General features: G+C 53.2%; 16 protein-coding genes. 8 read left to right on the top strand and 8 right to left on the bottom strand.

Annotation, left to right across the window (positions count from 1 at the left end; translation table 11 throughout):
* Positions 1-502 precede the first annotated feature (502 nt).
* From AB1L42_RS19120 to AB1L42_RS19110, 3 genes are read left to right on the top strand one after another with little or no spacing between them, the layout of a single operon-like run.
* Positions 503-1,339, top strand: a complete 837-nt coding sequence (locus AB1L42_RS19120; protein WP_367059830.1) for a purine-nucleoside phosphorylase — start codon at positions 503-505, stop codon at positions 1,337-1,339.
* Between the two features lie 36 nt (positions 1,340-1,375).
* Positions 1,376-2,125 (top strand): MBL fold metallo-hydrolase, encoded by a 750-nt coding sequence (locus AB1L42_RS19115; protein ID WP_367059827.1) that lies wholly within the window; start codon positions 1,376-1,378, stop codon positions 2,123-2,125.
* Positions 2,122-2,727 (top strand): AAA family ATPase, encoded by a 606-nt coding sequence (locus tag AB1L42_RS19110; protein WP_367059824.1) that lies wholly within the window; start codon positions 2,122-2,124, stop codon positions 2,725-2,727. Before AB1L42_RS19115 ends, AB1L42_RS19110 begins: the two co-directional genes overlap by 4 nt.
* Before the next feature lie 99 nt (positions 2,728-2,826).
* Here the strand turns inward: AB1L42_RS19110 and fabF are convergent, their stop codons facing one another.
* From fabF to AB1L42_RS19075, 7 genes are all read right to left on the bottom strand, one after another.
* On the bottom strand, positions 2,827-4,068 hold the full coding sequence (fabF, locus tag AB1L42_RS19105) for a beta-ketoacyl-ACP synthase II (RefSeq protein WP_367059821.1): 1,242 nt from the start codon (positions 4,066-4,068) through the stop codon (positions 2,827-2,829).
* Between the two features lie 3 nt (positions 4,069-4,071).
* Positions 4,072-4,302: an acyl carrier protein gene (gene acpP, locus AB1L42_RS19100; protein ID WP_261342041.1), complete on the bottom strand. Its 231-nt coding sequence runs from the start codon at positions 4,300-4,302 to the stop codon at positions 4,072-4,074.
* Positions 4,303-4,753: 451 nt separating this feature from the next.
* The gene (gene fabD, locus AB1L42_RS19095; protein ID WP_367059816.1) at positions 4,754-5,662 is read right to left on the bottom strand and encodes an ACP S-malonyltransferase; all 909 of its coding nucleotides are present in this window, start codon (positions 5,660-5,662) and stop codon (positions 4,754-4,756) included.
* 237 nt (positions 5,663-5,899) lie between these two features.
* Positions 5,900-6,907 carry a phosphate acyltransferase PlsX gene (gene plsX / locus AB1L42_RS19090; RefSeq protein WP_367059813.1) on the bottom strand — a complete coding sequence of 336 codons (1,008 nt, stop codon included), beginning with the start codon at positions 6,905-6,907 and terminating at the stop codon, positions 5,900-5,902.
* Between the two features lie 179 nt (positions 6,908-7,086).
* Positions 7,087-7,266, bottom strand: a complete 180-nt coding sequence (rpmF, locus tag AB1L42_RS19085; RefSeq protein WP_146508406.1) for a 50S ribosomal protein L32 — start codon at positions 7,264-7,266, stop codon at positions 7,087-7,089.
* Positions 7,267-7,454: 188 nt separating this feature from the next.
* Complete coding sequence (locus AB1L42_RS19080; protein ID WP_367059808.1) at positions 7,455-9,308, bottom strand: C45 family peptidase; 1,854 nt, start codon at positions 9,306-9,308, stop codon at positions 7,455-7,457.
* A gap of 109 nt (positions 9,309-9,417) precedes the next feature.
* Positions 9,418-10,488: a hypothetical protein gene (locus AB1L42_RS19075; RefSeq protein ID WP_367059805.1), complete on the bottom strand. Its 1,071-nt coding sequence runs from the start codon at positions 10,486-10,488 to the stop codon at positions 9,418-9,420.
* Positions 10,489-10,891: 403 nt separating this feature from the next.
* On the opposite strand from AB1L42_RS19075, the gene AB1L42_RS19070 reads away from it, so the two are divergent.
* Entirely contained in the window at positions 10,892-11,689 is a 798-nt protein-coding gene (locus AB1L42_RS19070; RefSeq protein ID WP_367060067.1) for a glycosyltransferase family 2 protein, read from the top strand.
* 242 nt (positions 11,690-11,931) lie between these two features.
* On the top strand, positions 11,932-13,227 hold the full coding sequence (locus tag AB1L42_RS19065; protein ID WP_367059802.1) for a class I SAM-dependent rRNA methyltransferase: 1,296 nt from the start codon (positions 11,932-11,934) through the stop codon (positions 13,225-13,227).
* Between the two features lie 12 nt (positions 13,228-13,239).
* On the opposite strand, the gene AB1L42_RS19060 is transcribed toward AB1L42_RS19065, so the two are convergent.
* On the bottom strand, positions 13,240-14,658 hold the full coding sequence (locus tag AB1L42_RS19060; protein ID WP_367059799.1) for a sigma-54 dependent transcriptional regulator: 1,419 nt from the start codon (positions 14,656-14,658) through the stop codon (positions 13,240-13,242).
* A 549-nt stretch (positions 14,659-15,207) separates the two neighbouring features.
* Here AB1L42_RS19060 and AB1L42_RS19055 point away from each other — a divergent pair.
* From AB1L42_RS19055 to AB1L42_RS19045, 3 genes are all read left to right on the top strand, one after another.
* Complete coding sequence (locus AB1L42_RS19055) at positions 15,208-16,485, top strand: PQQ-binding-like beta-propeller repeat protein (protein WP_367059796.1); 1,278 nt, start codon at positions 15,208-15,210, stop codon at positions 16,483-16,485.
* 385 nt (positions 16,486-16,870) lie between these two features.
* Positions 16,871-17,791, top strand: coding sequence for a glucose-1-phosphate thymidylyltransferase RfbA (rfbA, locus tag AB1L42_RS19050; protein WP_367059793.1), 921 nt, complete (start codon positions 16,871-16,873; stop codon positions 17,789-17,791).
* Positions 17,792-17,810: 19 nt separating this feature from the next.
* The gene (locus AB1L42_RS19045) at positions 17,811-18,869 is read left to right on the top strand and encodes an RluA family pseudouridine synthase (RefSeq protein WP_367059790.1); all 1,059 of its coding nucleotides are present in this window, start codon (positions 17,811-17,813) and stop codon (positions 18,867-18,869) included.
* The last annotated feature ends 46 nt before the right edge of the window (positions 18,870-18,915 follow it).

Genomic DNA, 18,915 nt, shown 5'->3' with positions numbered 1-18,915 from the left:
TCCAGATTTCACGGTGTGATCAGTGAAACGGACTGCTGTACAAAGGATTCCACTGTCGACATTGAAGCGAGTAGCCTCATACGATAACTTGCTGGCTTGCTCGCCATCGTCATCGATCGGGGGCACCAGAAATATTGAGAAAGAAAGCTAAAGGTTGCTGAGATGGTACTGAGACCCCGAACAAAGCTGAAGAAGGAACGGAAGCAAAAGCGATGCCCCAAGTGTGGAGTCGTGATCGGTAAGAAAGGCAAACGGGTTCGCTGTAAGACCTGTGCGAAGAAACTCTCGTAACTCTTGACTCACGCGGCAACGATTCGAATCGAACCGTTTGTGGAGTTCTCGTTCGATGCTGCGCATCGGCGTTTGCGTTGAGTTTCTCGCGGATTAGACCCGTCAGCACTTCGAACTGACGGAATCCCGTCGACCAGCTCCACATCTGCCTCTCACAATGTGAGTTTCGCCCCTCGATTTCGCCAGAATTTTCCCGAACCAGCAATCAACTATGCTCGAGCTTTATAATCAGATCCAGGAAGCCTGTTCTGTTATTCAAGCCAAGTGGGATCGTACTCCACACGCTGGAATCATTCTCGGCACGGGTTTGGGCAATCTGGCGAGCGATATTGAAACCGAAGCAGTCTTTGACTACGAGGAGATTCCACACTTCCTCAAGTCGACAGCGACCAGTCATCGCGGTCGGCTGGTTTGCGGAACTTTGAGCGGCCTCCCTGTGATTGCGATGGAGGGGCGTCATCACATGTACGAGGGCTATTCCCTCAAGCAAGTCACTCTTCCAGTTCGCGTTTTCAAGGCACTTGGAGCTCAACTCCTGATTGCCTCGAACGCAGTCGGTGGCATGAATCCTTATCTCCAAACCGGAGATATTGTCGTTGTCGACGACCACATCAACCTGATGGGCGACAATCCTCTGATCGGCATCAACGATGACCGGCTCGGGCCACGTTTCCCAGACATGAGCGCTCCCTACGACCAAAAGTTGGGAGATCACGCACTCGAAATCGCTCGAGCAGAGAATTTCCGGGCCCAGAAAGGTGTCTTCGTCGCCATCGCAGGTCCCAATCTCGAAACACGAGCAGAGTACAGGTTCCTGCGAATGATCGGGGCCGACATCGTCGGAATGTCAACGGTTCCAGAAGTCCTCGTGGCTGTCCATGCTGGGCTGCGAACGGTCGCCCTCTCTGTTGTGACTGACATGTGCCTGCCGGATGCCTTGAAACCTGCGGACGTGCAGGAAATCATCGCGATTGCTAACGAAGCAGAACCCCATTTGAGGTCAATTGTTCGCGGGCTGTTGAAGCACGAAGCAGAATCAGTGGCGTAGCCAATCACAACTCGGCACCTGGAGGCGAGTCGCCGCATGCGAATCGAATTTCTTGGAACTGGGGGATTTCACCCAAACGAACGCCGCCACACCACTTGCTTAATGGTCCCCGAAATCGGACTGATCCTCGATTGCGGGACTGCTGGCTTCCGCATCGCCGAGCACATCGAAACCAAAACACTCGACCTGCTTTTGTCTCACGCTCACCTCGATCACATTTGCGGGCTCACCTACCTCGTCACTCTTCCGATCATTCACAACGTCGAAAAAATGCGGCTCTTCGGAGCGCAGCACGTCTTAGATGCTGTCCGAGACTCCCTCTTCTCCGAAGCCATTTTTCCTGTCGGCCCCCCGTTCGAGTTTCACACGATCACTCCGGGCGACTCAATCGAGCTGGCTAACGGAACACAAATCGAGTCATTTCCACTCACAACTCATCCGGGTGGATCAATCGCGTATCGCTTTGAACTGGACGGTCAGCAAATCGCTTACGTCACCGACACAACCGTCGACGGAACTTACACCGATTTCATTCGCGGCGTCGATCTCTTGATACATGAATGCTACTTCCCGGACAGTAGTTCGGACTGGGCAGAGACGACCGGGCACACACACTCTTCGACACTCGCCGAACTCGCTCAGTCAGCGAACGTTGGGAGACTGGTGATCACCCACGTTGATCCCCTGAATCTTGACGACGATCCGATTGGACTCGATGAGTTCAAGAAGATTTACTCAAACGTCACGATCGCGGACGATGGCCTGACCATCGATTTGTCAAAATGAGAGCTCGCGCCAACCCCTTCCGGTCAGAGCGAATCGACAACCTCAGCTACCAGTTCGAAACGGGTTCGCTTGAACAGCTGATAGCTGTTATCGAAGAGAGGAACTTTCGCGGAGCCATTGTCGGCCCGAAAGGAACTGGCAAGACGACCTTGTTCAAAGATCTGTTCAACGAGCTTCAAAAACGTCGGTTCTCAGTCGCATTGCTGAGATTTCAAGACGATGGTAGTCGAGCTAATTTGATGAGGTTCCGGGAAGCCACTCAGAGCCTCCACTCAAAACACATTCTTCTTCTCGACAGTGCCGGACTGCTGACTTGGTGGGACTGGAGACACGTCAAAGCAGAGAGTCAAAAGCTTCGAGGTTTAATCATAACGTGTCATCGACCTGGACGGATGCCGACGCTCCACACGTGTCGTAGCACACCTCAACAACTCATCGGATTCGCTGAGTCATTGGCGGGAGAAGAAGCCTGTTCGGAAAAGAAACTCGAACAGCTGTTTCAGCGAAACCGAGGCAACTTCCGCGAATGTTTCCGCGAGTTATACGATCAGTTTTCAGACGATCTCATCCTCGGTGCCACGAAGAACGAAACACCATGCTGACATCACAACGCATTTGATTGCGGTGGTTCAAGTCAACTCGTCAGTCAACGTGAAATCCTCAGAGCAGAAAAGGCTTCCAAGCTGCAGTTCTCGAGATGATCAAACTTTGCCCAAGATCAGACAGGCGTTGTGTCCGCCGAATCCGAAGCTGTTGGTCATGACGCGATCGATCCGCATTCGTCGAGCTTCGTTCGGCACATAGTCCAAATCACAAGCTTCGTCAGGATGATCAAGGTTGATTGTCGGTGGAGCAATCTGATCACGAATTGCGAGAGACGAGATCACAAACTCAACCCCTCCGGATGCTCCCAACAGGTGTCCCAGTTGACTCTTTGTGCTGGAGACCGGCATCGATCGTGAGTGATTTCCGTAAACACTCTTGATGGCCATTGTCTCAGCTTTGTCACCGAGAGGTGTACTTGTCCCGTGAGCATTCACGTAGCTGATTGAATCAGCGCTGATCTCAGCGTCCTTCAATGCTCCCTGCATTGCTCTTGCTGCTCCACGCCCTTCCGGATCTGGAGCAGTCATATGACTTCCGTCCGCGGACATGCCGTAACCGAGAACTTCGGCGACGATATTTGCACCACGTGAACGGGCATGTTCGTATTCTTCAAGAACACAAATCCCAGCCCCTTCCGCCATCACAAAACCGTCGCGGTCGACATCGAACGGTCGGCTGGCTGCTTCAGGTGCGTCGTTACGTGTCGACAGAGCCTGCATTCGAGCAAAACCAGACAGCCCCATCGGGGTGACGGCCGCTTCGCTTCCGCCGGTCACCATGACTTTTGCCTGACCGTGCTGAATCAGACGGTAGGCGTCGCCAATTGCGTTTGTCGCTGAGGCACACGCTGTGGCCACAGCACTGTTTGGCCCTTTGAGCTTCCATCGAACCGAGATGTTTCCGCTGGCGGCGTTCACCATCAGCTTTGGAATCATCAACGGTGAGACGCGGGTCGGACCACGGTCGAACAGAATTGAGTGCTGTTGCTCAATTTCGTTCAGACCGCCAATTCCAGACCCGACGAGAACTCCGTGCAGGTACGGGTCACCACTTGCGAAGTCGATCCCGGAATCGGTGATCGCCTTTTGCGCAGCTGCCATGGCAAACTGCACAAAACGATCGAGGCGTCGAACGTCCTTCTCAAGAAGGTCCATGTGTTCGGTGAGTTCGAAGTTCTGCACTTCTCCCCCGAACTGAACCTTGAAGTTGGAACAGTCGAAACGACGAATTTTACTGACGCCACTTTTGGCAGCGCAGATGCTGTCCCAAAACTCGCTGACTTCACAGCCAAGAGAGGTGACGACGCCTAAGCCGGTAACAACGACTCGCTTCAGCATGGCTCAAGCATTCTCCCGTTGCTTGATGTAATCGATGGCATCGCCAACAGTTTTCATCGTTTCGTAATCTTCATCAGGAATCGAAACTCCGAACTCTTCTTCGAACTTCATTCCCAGCTCGACCAGATCCAAAGAATCGGCCTGAAGATCATCAATAAAGTTACTCTCTCGAGAGATTTCATCCTTGGATACGCTCAATTGCTCGCTCACAATTGAGATGATCTTATCTTCCACTTCTGACTCCTTAATGGATTACTCAACACCGTCCTGGGGCCCATCATCTCTTGCGGGCCTTCCGACCGATTCATGATCTGTGAACAAAACATAAAAACGGCGGTTGACGGAAGATATAGCGGCTTTTGAATGATGTGTAAACGGCAATGGGACCGGAGATATTGTGATAACCGGAATGTCTTGATCGCGTCGGAAGTTCCACGCTCGCATTGGCTTCATTCAAATGCAATTTGGCACGGAATTCCGATTCCACTTCGTCACATCAGTTGCAGAATCCTCCACTATCTCCTTGTAGCGATTCTCGCACAAAATCGGAAACGGAAACAACAGGAATCCTGACAAGTTTGCTGCCTGCGATCCTCACCGAGTGACTTCCGAATCCCTCAGTTTCGCGTGCCATCTGAATGGTCGATGGCCAAAGCGAATTGAATCCCTGACGCCAGTCCACCCGCTACGAATCATTCACGGCAGTGCATCGTGTTTTGCGATGAATTCGCTTCAGCAAACCGGTCAAAACTCGTCCCGGTCCAATTTCATAGAACTCATCAACTCCGGAATCGAGCATGCCTCGAACAGAGTCTTCCCAGCGGACTGGATTGATCACCTGTCGGACGAGAACCTCTTTGATCTCATCTGGATCAGAATGTGACTGAGCATCAACGTTTGAGATCACGGGACGTTCAGGGCTCGCGATGGGTACCTCGCTCAACGCCTTCATGAGGCGGTCGTCAGCCGGTTTCATGATTTCCGTGTGAAACGCACCCGCCACTGCCAGCGGGACGACTTTCGCTCCCGCTTTCTCAGCGAGTTCAACTGCGAGTTCAATTGCAGCGTTTTCACCGGAGAGGACCAGATTCCCCGGGCAAAGGTAGTTCGCGATCTCGACGATCCCGGCTGATTGAGCTTCGTCTCGAATCTTCTCCACGTCAGCGAGATCCAGCATCAGCACACTAGCCATCCCCGAGGGAGTTGCATCGGCGGCGTCCTGCATCGCTTGTCCGCGTTGCTGAACCACTCGCAGCCCATCCTCGAAACTCATCGCTCCTGAGAAGACGAGAGCGGTATATTCTCCCAGACTCAGTCCGGCAGCGACTTCACAGGAGAGGATGATATCGGGTGAGTCCGCACGGAGTTTCTCGAGACAGGCCAAGCTCGTCACGAAAATGGCTGGCTGGCTGTAAACGGTCGAGTCCAACTCCGAAGAAGGTCCTTCAAAGCAGAGCTTCTTCAGGTCGTAACCCAGAATTTCGGCTGCTTGATCGAAAAGCGCGTCCGCCGCCGGATACTGCTCGACGATTTGCTTTCCCATCCCAATGTGTTGTGCACCTTGTCCTGGAAAGAGGAACCCAATTCGACTCATGTTTCGTATTCCTGATTGAGAGCGTTATTCGAACATGTCTTCGCGTATCAGCACGAGAACACCGGTCGAAAACCTTTTCAAACACCCCAGACGATGCGACGACCATCAAGGATGCCTTTTGAAGCGAGTTGGTGAGCGGCTTCCCATCAACTTCGAACCGTTGACGATCAAATGTTCTTGACGAGACCGAATACCTGACGGGTATTGCAATGAGCGATGACTCGCAAGCGAGAATCTCTAGCCGTTAGTGGCAGCCTGAACTGACAGCGTCTCTACGATTTGCTGATTCACTTTTCGGTCGCCAAAGGTCAGTGCTGTGCTCAACGCATTGCGAATCGAACGTGCGTCGCTCGAGCCGTGGCAAATGAGGCAAATTCCGTCAATTCCGAGAAGCGGCGCTCCGCCATACTCATTGTATTCGAAGCTTCGACCGACTCTTCCGAAAGCTTCTTCAGCCGTCGATTTTTCACCGTTGAGCGAACCGAGAACTTGATGAGCCACTCGCTGCATCATCATCGAAGCCATTCCCTCGGAAACCTTGAGAACGACATTGCCGACGAACCCTTCACAGATGATGACGTCCGCCTCACCCTGATAGAGCCCTCGTCCTTCAATATTTCCGATATAGTTTGAAGCCACCGGCCCCTGCACGATCAGATCGTGGGCTTCTTTAATGAATGGAGTCCCCTTACCGTCTTCGCTGCCGATATTCATCAAGCCGACGCGAGGAGATTCAATCTGCAGCATCTCCCGGGCGAAAACTGTCCCCATGATCGCGTATTGAGCGAGATGTTCAGGACGCGCCCCCGGGTTAGCTCCGACATCGAGGAGAACTGATCGACCCGTCACTGTGGGAAGAACGACGGAAATCCCGGGACGTTTGACTCCCTTGAGGAACAACCGAGTGCGCAGCCCCGCCGCGACAACTCCGCCAGTGTTTCCAGCGCTGATGACGGCATCGACCTGCCCGGCCGCCATCATCTTCCAGCAGTTTGCAATCGAGCAGTTGGGCTTCTGTCGAAGCGCGTCCATCGGCTTTTCATGCATGCCGACAAAACCGTCCGCTTCGACAACCTCCAGGCGATCTCCCGAATACCCCTGCTTGTCAATCAGCTCATCAACAACCGGACGGTCGCCAACAAGCGAGATTTCAAGGCTTGAGTGTTCCTGGAGAGCTTCGATCGCTCCAGCGACGTTGACAAGGGGCGCATCGTCTCCGCCCATAGCGTCCAGTGCAATTCGCATTGGTTTCAAGATCCTGTTCTGACCTCAATTGGGCTGAAGAAGTCAGTCAACGTCAGTGGTGACAAAAGTTCACACAAGAAGAGTCCTTGAGCCTTCCGCCAATAACCCTTCGACCGACCAGAAAACCTACCCAAAGCGTGGCGATTGTCTTCCGAAGCGAATCAAACCTGATTCGACCACTAATCCTCTGTCTCAATCATCGTACGACCATGGTAATGGCCGCAATTTGGGCAAACCACATGAGAAGGAACGGCTGTCCCACACTGAGGACAGTACTGTAACTTCATTGGCTTCAGAGCGTTATGGCTGCGGCGCTTCCGTGACCGAGCCTTAGATTGTCGTCTTTTGGGAACAGCCATCTCGCCATATCCCCTTTAGCTATTAAGTGTTACATGAACTATAGAGGGTCGGCGATCCTTCGACCCGCCACCCATCGAGCCGCGTATCCTATGGCAGTCCATAAATTTGTGTCAAGCAACCACGCCCCTCGTCAGGCGAGATTCCTCAGGAGAAGTCACGATGTTTCCCGATCTGAATTGATTTTTTGTCAATTCCCGGAGATCAGGTCCGCATCCAGCGACTTCGAAAGGAGTTCCCGAAGGTCCAGACGCACGTAAGGACGCTCAGCTGCTGGCGAGTCGTGATCCGCATTCGCCACATACAAGACACCATCGACAGGCACAAAGAGAGCATTGTGCAGATTGGATTCCATGGCGACCGGACGATCCATGAGATGAATCGCGGCAGTAGTGTCGATCTTTCCATGCTGCGAGATGACGCGCTCACGCAGTTTCTCCAGGCGGTCACCTGCAGAGAGCACGACGCAATCTGCAATCCCTTCACCGAGGCGCTCATGTGATTGCCCAGGCTTGATAAACTCGATCGAGTCGGGAGTCGCTGCCACGCCGACGGCATCGTTGCGATTTCCGTCCGCGAAGACGTAATAGTATTCACACGTTCTGGGGCTCGTTTCGAACAGGTTCATCACCTGTTCGAGCGACGAGCATTCTTCGAGTCCCCGTCGCATGAGAGTCGCCATCGGAACTCCGTCCCACTCCCCTTCTCCGCGTCCGCCCATTTCTCCAAGCGAAATCCCCTGTGAGTTCATCCCCGTCACCGAACCAATGAACCCAGCGTAACCGACATTTGCAAAGGAAATCTTGTCGTTTGGCGAGACGATGAACGTTGTGGCAGCATCTTGCAGGCCGATCGTCGTCATGTAGTCCAGAACCCGACCATGATACAACTTGCCGTCGGTTGTCGCGGAGCCAAAGACTGCAAACCCAGAACAGTGGAAGAGTTCGGGGAAGATGTTAACAACCAGTGCGAGTTGGCTGTCCATGCCAATCGAATTGGCCATCGCGACCGTTTCGCGAAGATGATCGTCGGGGATATGCGGGGAAAGGCGTTCGTAGGCGTCATCAAGCTCCTGCCGAAACCATTTGCCCGAACGAATCATGTTCACGGTTCCAAATGTATACAGCACTGAATCGACGGTCTTGAGAATCTCCTCTTTCATCAGTTGCCCGTGCGCAGTTCCGATTTCTTCGGGAGTCCCATGGAGAATGACCACTCGGTGGCCCTCGATCCATTTCAATTCTCCGTGATCAACGACGCAAGAGTTTTGCGGAGGGTGTGTGAGCCGATGGGACGGTGCCAGAATTTCAGTGGCCCGGCGAATTCCTCGGGACAACGTCCGTTCCAACTCTTCTCGTGAAATTTCGGTCACTTCAAAGTCGGTAGACTCGAGAGCGTTACTCTTCAGGTCGAGTGCAGTCGCCTCGTCCAAATCCCGAATTTCCAATTCAAAACTGGCATTCTTCAGCGATCCCCGAATGAGATGGCCTTCCTCCTCAAACTGAAGAGAATTTTCACCGCCAAATCTCCACGAATGGGGTGTTTCGCCCGGTTGAATTTGGGCGACTGTCTTAAGAAGAAACGCTACAGCATTCGGCTCGGCAGCCTGGACCAGCGGGACGTACTTGTTCCAGTCCGAGTCACTGGAAACGAGCCGACTGACGATTCCATCTGCGACAAGTGTGTCGTCACCGAGATCTGCTCCTTTTCCAATGATCACCTTCTGATGCTTGGGAAGCAGAATTGTCGTTGCGGACTCCTGACGTCGAACTCCAATCGCATAGTCAGCATGTTCGGCTGAGAAGCGATAGTTCCCGTCGGCGTCGGATTGAAACTCGACAGTAACTTGCTGCGGTGAGCCGTCAATTTCCGGGAGAAGTTTCAAGCGCAGATTCGCAGCTTGAGTCTCTCCGGAAAGAACACGACATAGCGGAAGCAAGTCGGATGCGAGAGAAGAATTCGTGGGAGTTTCCGCCTGAAGGGGCGTGAGTAGCAAACATGTGAGAAAGAAGACTCCCCACACTACACATTGACCGTGTCTCATTGATCGTTCTCGCTTCTATGTAATGAGGTCGTCGATTGCAGGCTTGTTTCGTTTGTCAAACTGGATGATAAGCTCAACTAACGCAGAAGGCGATTCACATCAGCTTACGTCAATCTGACCGGCCACGCCGCTGAAACGATTCGAGAAGTTCCTGAGCTTCCACAGCTTCGACACTGTCAGGATATTTGCTGATGAACTCCTGAAGCTTGCGGGTCGCTGTGGAGCGGAATCTGCGAAAACCCTGGACTTCCCGGAACAGCTTCTTCTTTTCCTCTGAGATGGCCATCTGTCGAACTTCGCTGTCATTCAGCCAGACAAGAGTGAGTTGATCATCCGAGCCCTCTTCCGGAATTTCCAGTTGAAAGCCTCCGACGGTTTTCATTTCCGTCATGACTCTTCCACGGTAGAGTCTTTCCCGCCCACGCACCCAGACGCCGAGCGTGTATTCGACAGGCTTGTTGGACCTCCACCGATATAAATCGACGGAAAATCGGTAGTAGCCGGAGTGAGCTTTCTCTTCAAAGTAGTTCTCGATCGGTTCATCAGTCGTCGGAATAATATTGGCGTCGACGTCAAGCATGCCGTCTTTGCTCTCGCGATGTCCGAACCAGACGTGATGACCGTTTGCGTTCCAGACATGCAGATCAAGATCGTCGAACGTGTCCCAGATCAGAGAGATTGTGACTTCTCCCTGCTTGCCGCCTGCCAGAGTCCGTCGATTTCCAATGACGGTTGCGTCAGCTGTTGATCCCTGCTTCGATGAAGAATTTTCCTCGGCCGAACGAGCACCGGGAACGATTCTCTCAACTGGTTGCGTTGCTGAGGCGAGTTCTCCCGACGAATTCCCAAGATCTCCGTCGATCGAAGTTTCCACTTCCTCCTCACTGAAGACATCGAAAGTCGACACCTCTTCTTCGTCCGCATCGACGGTCACGACTGTTTCTTCGGCGATCGCAATCGGTGGAGAATCAAACCGAACTGTCGTATCGACGGCGAATCGCTCCGGACGTCTCATGACCGGAAAGATGAGGAACCCAAGGGCCGCGATGATCCAGATGTGCAGAACAGCTGAGGAACCCAGAGAGATGCTGTTGCGTTCTAGCCAGGTCAATCGGTTCGGACGAGGCGGTTTCTGGACGAGTGGAGGCACTCTAAACGTCGCCCCCGTTTCATTCTTCACAGGTATCTGATCTGAATCGGATCGATCAACGTGTGTCACGTCAGCAGTCTCCGGAACGGAATCCACCGGATGAGGGAAAACTCAGGAAAATCTGGACACTGTTGGCTCAATCGAAGTGGTCTCTCAAGCATGTCGTTGCCTTCCAAACTACAGCAGTGGACGCCGATCGGCAACCGGACTTCGCATCATCATGATTTGCAAATCGCCGACAATCGGCATGATCGACACGACAGTTTGTTGTCTCTTGGCATCACACACAGCAAGCCGTGAGGGCTGAGCTAGAGTTATCGCGGAAGATTTCATCCCAGTTCATTCTCCCGCCAGTTTCCTGGAAGGCAACGACGTGCCGGATTCCACATACTCCCTCGATTCGACCAGCCACGCACTTGGACGCATTGAATCCATGCTCCATGCGATTTCGGCTGACAACACACTCAAACGACACACCATCGCTGTGATGCCCGCCTATAACGCGGAAGCAACAATCGAGCGGACTCTGAAGGACATCCCCAAAGGAGTCATCGACGAAGTGATTCTCGTCGACGACTGCAGCACCGACAGAACAGTCGAAGTCGCCAAATCGCTCGGAGTCACCGTCATCCAGCACGAAGAAAATCTGGGTTACGGGGGAAATCAGAAGACTTGCTACGACCACGCTCTCGCTCACGGTGCTGATTACGTCGTGATGATTCACCCCGATTATCAATATGACAGCCGCGTCATGGGGGCCGCGATCGAATTTCTGCGACTCGGAATTTGCGATGTCGTCCTCGGCTCCCGAATTCGAACCCGCCGAGAGGCACTTCAGGGAGGCATGCCGGTCTACAAGTACCTGGCAAATCGTGTTCTCACGACGATCGAGAACATCGCCCTTGGCCAGAATCTCGGTGATTTTCACTCTGGATTTCGAGCTTACTCAAGAAAAGTCCTGACCACGGTTCCTTTTCACCGCAACTCGAACGACTTTGTATTCGACAGCGAATTGCTGGCGCAAGCCGTCGAATTTGGCTTTCGAATCGGTGACATTCCCGTCCCGGTCCGCTACTTCGATGAAGCGAGCAGCATCAACTTCCGTCGCAGCACACAGTACGGAATTGCGACGCTGGGCGTCCTGGCGAAGTTCTTTTTGCACCGTCTCGACATCTACTCAAGCCCGATCTTCCGCCCCAAAGAGAGCGACAAAGCCAGCGAGCAAGATTGAACATTGAACGCTCAACTGCTGGGCGAAGCAGGTGGTGTGACCGGCTCAAATGAGATTTTTAGATTTTCACTGGCTGAGTGGGTAACCGGTCTGGCAGTCGTTGCATACGATCAGCATCTTCACTGATTGATCACCTTCCGGAACGAAGTCCGTCTCATCAATCCTCTGCTTGTGCGGGGATCACCTGACCTCGGTTCCGGGAAATTGGCACATCTCCGCACGTGCCGTAGCGACGCAAAAAGATGCCACCTCGTCAGCCACGCAAATTCGATAAACGTAAGTCTTCCGGGAAATCCTCCAAGAAGCCGACTCGCCGCAAGAAGAGCACATTTCCTCTTGATCCGTCGCACACGCTCCAACGCGAATTGGATGTCACTTCTGACGAGAAACTTCCACTCGCGAAGCTGAAAGCCTTCGTTCGCCACCCAACCGTTTTTCGTAAACGCATCGCATCGGTCGATGACTCAGCTCAACATGGCGATCTGGTGCGGGTCGTTTCAGACTCGGGGGACAAAATCGGGCTGGGGATCTGGAATCCGCGAGCAGAATCGACCATTCGCATTCTCAAGTGGGGCGACTTTTCTATCACGAAACGCGACTGGCAGCAGAACGTCGCGAGAGCAATTCGGCTGCGGCATGACGACCTGAAGCTGACGCAATCGACGAATGCCTATCGGGTCATTCATGCGGAAGGCGACGGGTTTCCGGGAATCGTGGCAGACGTCTACGGCGACGTTCTCTCCGTTGAAGCATTCTCATTGGGGATGTTTCAACGATCTCAAGCCTTTGCGAGCCTCTTGTCCCGGCAGCTTAAAATTCCCCACTGGATCGTCCGTCCGGGCCCGATGACCTACGAACAAGAAGGGTTCATCGCAGACGGATTTCAGTCGGGGAAAGTTCCGGAGTCGGTTGTCGTCACCGAGCACGGAACGAAATTCGAAGTGCATCCGTTCGAAGGTCACAAGACAGGTTATTTCTGTGATCAGCGAGACAACCGTCAGAAAATCCGGGAGTTCTGCAAAGGGAAAAGCGTTCTCGATCTCTGCTGCTACACAGGTGGCTTTGCGATCAACTGTGCACTCGCAGGAGCTGCTTCCGTGACCGCAGTTGATCTCGATGAAGACGCAATTCGTCAGGCGCGACGAAATGCCAAGCTGAACCATGCGGCCGTGAAGTTCATCCACGCGGACACATTCAGCTATCTCCGCGACAGTATTCGCAACAAGCAATTCTTTGATGTCGTGATTCTCGATCCGCCAAAATTGATTCGAAGTCGCAATGAATTCGATGACGGCAAGCAGAAGTACTACGACATGAATCAGCTTGCTTCGGAAGTTGTCTCGCCAGACGGTTTCCTCGTCTCGTGCAGCTGTTCCGGTCTGCTCTCAATGACGGACTTCACGTACAACGTTCGTGCAGCAACCGGCAACCGCTTGCCGCAAATCATCATGCGAACACAAGCTGGAGCGGACCATCCAGTCGCTGGCAATTGCCTGGAGTCAGAGTATCTGAAGTGCCTTTGGATGAAGATGCGATAACGTCGACAGACATCAAGACGCACGTTTCAGGTCGCCGTTTGCTGCAGCTTCCAACAGCCCGAGCCTTCTCATTTTCTTGTAGAGACCGACACGGCTGATACCCAACGATTGCGCGGTTCGAGTTCGGTTGTGGCGATTGGCTTCGAGCGCCTGCATCAGCAGTTCGCGTTCGTTGTCTGCGACCTGCTCAGCGAGGGTCTGATTTTCGCACAACTCCGGATCACTCAACGTCGAGATCGTCGGTGAGTCAGTCACTTTTGCGGAAAGATCAGACTTCCGCAACCGCCCATTCTCAGCGAACAGGACAGCCCGTCGAATGTGGTTTTTAAGCTCGCGAATGTTGCCCGGCCATGAATATGACTGCAGGGCGTGAAGGAATTCGAGATCGACGGAGCGAATCTGAATTTCATGTTCCCGACAGCATTCTTCGACAAACTCGACCGCCATGGGAACGATGTCAACCTGCCGCTCTCGCAGTGGGAGCAGACGGAATTCCAAAACGCTCAAACGGTAATAGAGGTCCGATCGAAACCGGTTGGAGCTAGTCAGATCTTCGAGGTTGATGTTGCTGGCAGTAATTAGCCTTGCTTCCGACTGCATTGGCTCAGTCGACCCGACCATTTCGTACTCGCCGGTCTCGATGACTTTGAGGAGTTTCGCCTGCTGCTTGACGTCGAGAACATCAATTTCATCGAGAAGTAATGTCCCCTTGCCAGCTGCTTGAAAGCGGCCGATCTTATTGCGTTCCGCTCCTGTAAAGGCGCCGCGAATATGGCCAAAGAGTTCGCTCTCGATGATCTCAGAAGGAAGCGCCCCGCATGCGAGTTGCTGGAACGGATCATCACACCGCTTGGACCGTTCATGAATGATGCGTGCGAGAGTCGTCTTGCCTGTTCCTGTTTCTCCAATCAACAGCACGGTCACATCTCGATGGGCGACTCGCTGCAGATCTTCAAGCACTTGAAAGAACTCTGGTTGATGAGTCGTCAGGCTTTGAGAACTTCCTGCGAGAGTACAAGACTTTGGAACCTGAGGCGGCGTGTTCTGTCTCATCAGACGGTCGAAGTCGAGGCGAGAGTCCGAGTCCCATGCAGTCAGTTCATTGGTACGGTCGTCAACGATCAGATGAGCAGAAGCAATGAGTGACAGCTCGCCTGCAGCCTGAGACGGCAGCGATCCGTCACTCACGGTGACGATAGTCGGGCGAGCATTCTCCTCACGACTCAGGTCTTGGATGAATGAAAGAGTTTCGAGAGAATGAGTCCCCGGTCGCAGATCGAGAAACACCAACGAGGTCTGAAATTGCCGCATCCAGTCTCTGAGGGAAGCAGCATCCTCACAGAACTTGACGTTAACGTCGAACGGCTGCACTCGCTCCTGAAGAGCGCTGAAGAGCTGGCAATCCTGAGTGAGAATTAATGAGTTCCGCATGAACCGAGTTCCGTATCAACCGTCAGAGTTTGCCGAACGTGTTCCGATCGACAGAACCCTCTCAATCCTTTCCTGCCTGTAGTCGCGAATGCCAATCCATGGTTGTGATTCTGAAAGTCGATCTAAGGTGATTCAAACGAGTGAGTGTCTTGAAGGATCACTCCGTTCAACAGATTTCGGGACCGCTTCCAGAATGCCAGGGTTCCTTAATGTGTGTCGACCGCTCACGCAGCACTCATTGAGTCTGGCTGAAGTGTTTCCAACCGGAATCAAAATGTTCCACCGCAAATCCGTCATAACGTCAATTTGCGTTCACACATTGGCAGTCTCGTAGGAGCAAACCTGCGGGAACACAGCATCGATCAGCAAATCCTGTGGTGAATGTCCCCTTAAAAATCGCCGACATTGTCAGTTCGACAATCCTCAGAGCATTGACGAACACTAATGGGAATCGGAAACTCCTTGGATCGCTCTTTCCCTGCCGGTCCCCGACATGCAGGTCAGCAAACTTTCAAGGAATGAAACCACAACTCAGGAGAAGTGAACGCCATGTCAATTCATTTCAGAAATTGTAAGCCGTTATTGTTGTCCCTCTCGCTTCTGATCCCGGCTGTCGCCAACGGCGATGAAGATTGGCCGACCTTCCGCGGTCCGGAACGTACCAACGTTGCTCCCGACACCGATCTTCTTGAGCAATGGCCATCAGATGGACCTTCGCTGCTCTGGAAGGCATCGGGCTTGGGAATCGGCTATTCGAGCGTTTCCATTGTCGACGGACGCATCTACACGATGGGCGATCACCTTCCCGGTTCAGGATCGGATGAATATCTGATCTGTCTCGATCAGGATGGTGGAGATTTGATCTGGAAGATGAAAACCGGCCCCGCTTGGGAGAACGGAAAAGAAGACTGGCAAAGCACACGCAGCACACCGACCGTCGACGGAAATCGCGTCTACGCTCTGACAGCATTCGGGGAACTGATCTGTGCGAGCACAGACGGTGAAGAAATCTGGCGACGCAATCTCAAAGAAGAGTTTGCTGGCCAAAAAGCTGACAGCTGGGGATACAGCGAATCCGTACTCATCGATGGAGACACTCTTGTCTGCACACCCGGAGGCCCTGAACACACCATGCTGGCGCTCGACAAGAACACTGGCGAGGAAAAATGGTCAGCGCCTCGGCCTGGAGATCGCGGTGCAGGTCACGCTTCGGTTGTGATTTCTCATGTCGGTGGCGAAAAAGTCTACGTCAACTCAACCGGCAGTGGAGCGATGGGCGTTCGTGCCAGCGACGGAGAACTGCTCTGGACTTTCGACATTGATAAAACCACAGCTGTCATTCCAACACCAATCGTCCGTGACGATCTCGTCTTCTTCTGTGCTGGCTACAACCGCGGTGGAGCGCTGCTTCGCCAGGTTCCAGCTGGTTCCGGAAAAGTCAACATGGAAGTCGTTTACCCGCTGCAAACACACCTCTCCAACAAACATGGTGGAGTCGTTCTCGTCGGCGACTATGTTTACGGTGGCGTTGATTCGAATCCGATTCCGTTCTGTGCTGACCTGATGACAGGGGAACAGAAGTGGAAAGGCCGAGGAGTCGGTTCCGGTTCGGTTTCTGTCGTCGCAGCTGATGACCATCTCTATTTCCGCTATCAGAGTGGAGAAGTTTCACTCGTGAAGGCAACTCCCGAGAAGTTCGAACGCATCAGCGAATTCACAGTGCCTGGAAGCGGCGGTCGCCCAAGCTGGGCACATCCCGTGATCCTCGATGGCAAGCTGTATCTGCGTGAAGGCAACGATCTTCTCTGCTACGACATCAAGAAGTAATCCTGCCAGAGATTCGCCAATCAGGTGAAACGACAAAGATCGAAAGAGCTCCCAGACGTTTGACAATGTCTGGGAGCTCTCTTTTTTGGGTGCTTCATGATCGACTCGATGTGCTCCTGCGTCATCTTGACTGCATCTTTAGCAGTAAGTTTTGATGCGTCCGCACACCAGCTTTGCCGTTTGTGCGGATATGATCGAATAGAACTGTGAGTCAAAAGGACTTGTCAACCACTCAAAGCGACACTCGCGATTTCAGTTGAGGATGAAACTCCCCCGACCTATCGTCGCTTGAGAAGTCTCAAAGACTTTGTTCATTTCGATTCAACTCGTCAGAACCGTTCCAATCCCCCAATTTCATACTGGCCGACTGACCAAAGGCAGCAGAATGTCCCAGCGAACCAAAAAGGGAATCATCCTCGCAGGTGGTGCAGGCACCCGATTGCACCCCATGACCTCAGTTGTGAGCAAACAACTGCTTCCGGTCTACGACAAGCCAATGGTCTACTACCCGCTCAGCGTGCTGTTGCTGTCGGGGATTCGTGACATCCTGCTGATCAGCACACCGCAGGATTTGCCGCAGTATCAGCGACTCCTCGGAGACGGATCACAACTGGGTGTGAATATCCAATACGCCGAGCAGGCCGAGCCTCGCGGACTCGCAGAAGCCTTCATCATCGGAGATTCATTCGTTGGCAATGACGGAGTCTGTCTCGTTCTCGGTGACAACATCTTCTATGGTCACGATTTCCAAAAGCTGTTGATGAGCGCCGGCTCCCGAAAAGACGGCGCAACCGTGTTCGCCTACCGGGTTCGAGACCCTGAGCGTTACGGGGTGATCTCTTTCGACAAAGACGGCAAAGCCATCGATATCGAAGAGAAACCAGCTAAACCGAAGTCACGTTTCGCCGTGACGGGGCTCTATTTCTACGACAATGATGTGGTTGAGATTGCCAAGAACGTGAAGCCGTCCGGACGCGGTGAGCTTGAGATCACATCGGTCAATCAAAGCTATCTCGACGCAGGAAAACTGAATGTCGAACTGATGGGCCGAGGCTATGCGTGGCTCGACACAGGAACTCCGTCGTCGTTGCTGCAGGCGTCCAGCTTCATGGAAGCGGTCGAAATGCGTCAGGGTCAGAAAGTCTGCGTCCCAGAGGAAATTGTCTGGCAACTTGGCTACATTGACGACGCACAGTTGGCCGAACTCGCCGAGCCACTCAAGAAGAACACCTACGGGCAGTACCTGCTCGATCTCTTGAAAGACGGACGCGACCCAGCTGTGATGAAAATCGCGCAGCTATCTTGAACACGAATGAGAACCCGAGTTGGACGTCAAATCGCTTCCTGTCTTTGAATTGACTGTTGAAGCTTTTCTGAGCGGCCATCGGATCGACGTGTTTTTGTCGCGACATCTCCGGAACTACACAACCTGGAGACTTCAGCGGATCGCAGCTGCCGGGGGTGTGACAATCAACTCCGTTCCTGTAGACGAAGTCACTCGTGTTTTCGAGGGACAACAGGTCTGCGTTCGACTGATTGAGCCTCCGGACAAACTTCTTGAACCGGAACAACTCTCGCTGCCAGTGATCTACGAAGATCACTGGCTGATGGTTGTAAACAAACCGCCTGATGTCGTTGTGCATCCCGTCGGGACAGTCCAAAGCGGCACGCTTTGTAATGGTGTTCAGCATCTACTCGATCAGCGGACGGAGTACAAAGGTTTACTCCGACCGGGAATCGTTCACCGGCTCGATCGACAGACAAGCGGCGCGATCGTTGTCGCCCTCACTCACGTGGCCCATGTAGGACTCTCCGAAGCGTTCGAAACTTCGCGAGTGAGCAAGACCTACCTTGCGCTCGTGGAGGGTCAAATCGAGAAAGATCAGGGAGTCATTGATCGCCCGATCGGTAAGCTTCCGACCGGCCGTCATGTGCTAATGTCATGCAGACCCGACGCCATTCAAGCCAAACCGGCAAAGACGTCGTATCGGGTGCTCGAGCGATTCACCGACCATACGCTCGTTCTCTGCAAACCAGTCACCGGACGCAATCATCAGATTCGCGTTCATCTCGCCCACCTGGGATACCCGATCGTCGGCGACGAGTTTTACGAGCGGAATGGCCGCGTCAAACCGTTTCACAACAAGGCTAACGGGAACCACTCACGCGAAGTTGAAACCGGATTTCCTATCCGTCGACATGCACTACACGCTTACCAATTGAGTTTCAGTCACCCCATTACACAGCGATGGATGAGCCATCTTGCTCCTCTCCCCGGCGACTTTTTAGCGACCCTTCAGGTGCTCGGCAGCGAGCACTTCAGCGAGAGAAATTCGAGTGCATTGCCTGCAAATGAAGTTCACGACGAGAGCGAACTCGATTAAAACATTTGCAGTTTTCGTTTCCGCTCACCCGCACGCCCAAACCCAG

This window comes from Thalassoglobus sp. JC818, from assembly GCF_040717535.1.
GTDB lineage: Bacteria > Planctomycetota > Planctomycetia > Planctomycetales > Planctomycetaceae > Thalassoglobus.
Note: the sequence above shows the minus strand (reverse complement) of the source record. Positions and strands in the feature narration are given on the sequence as shown.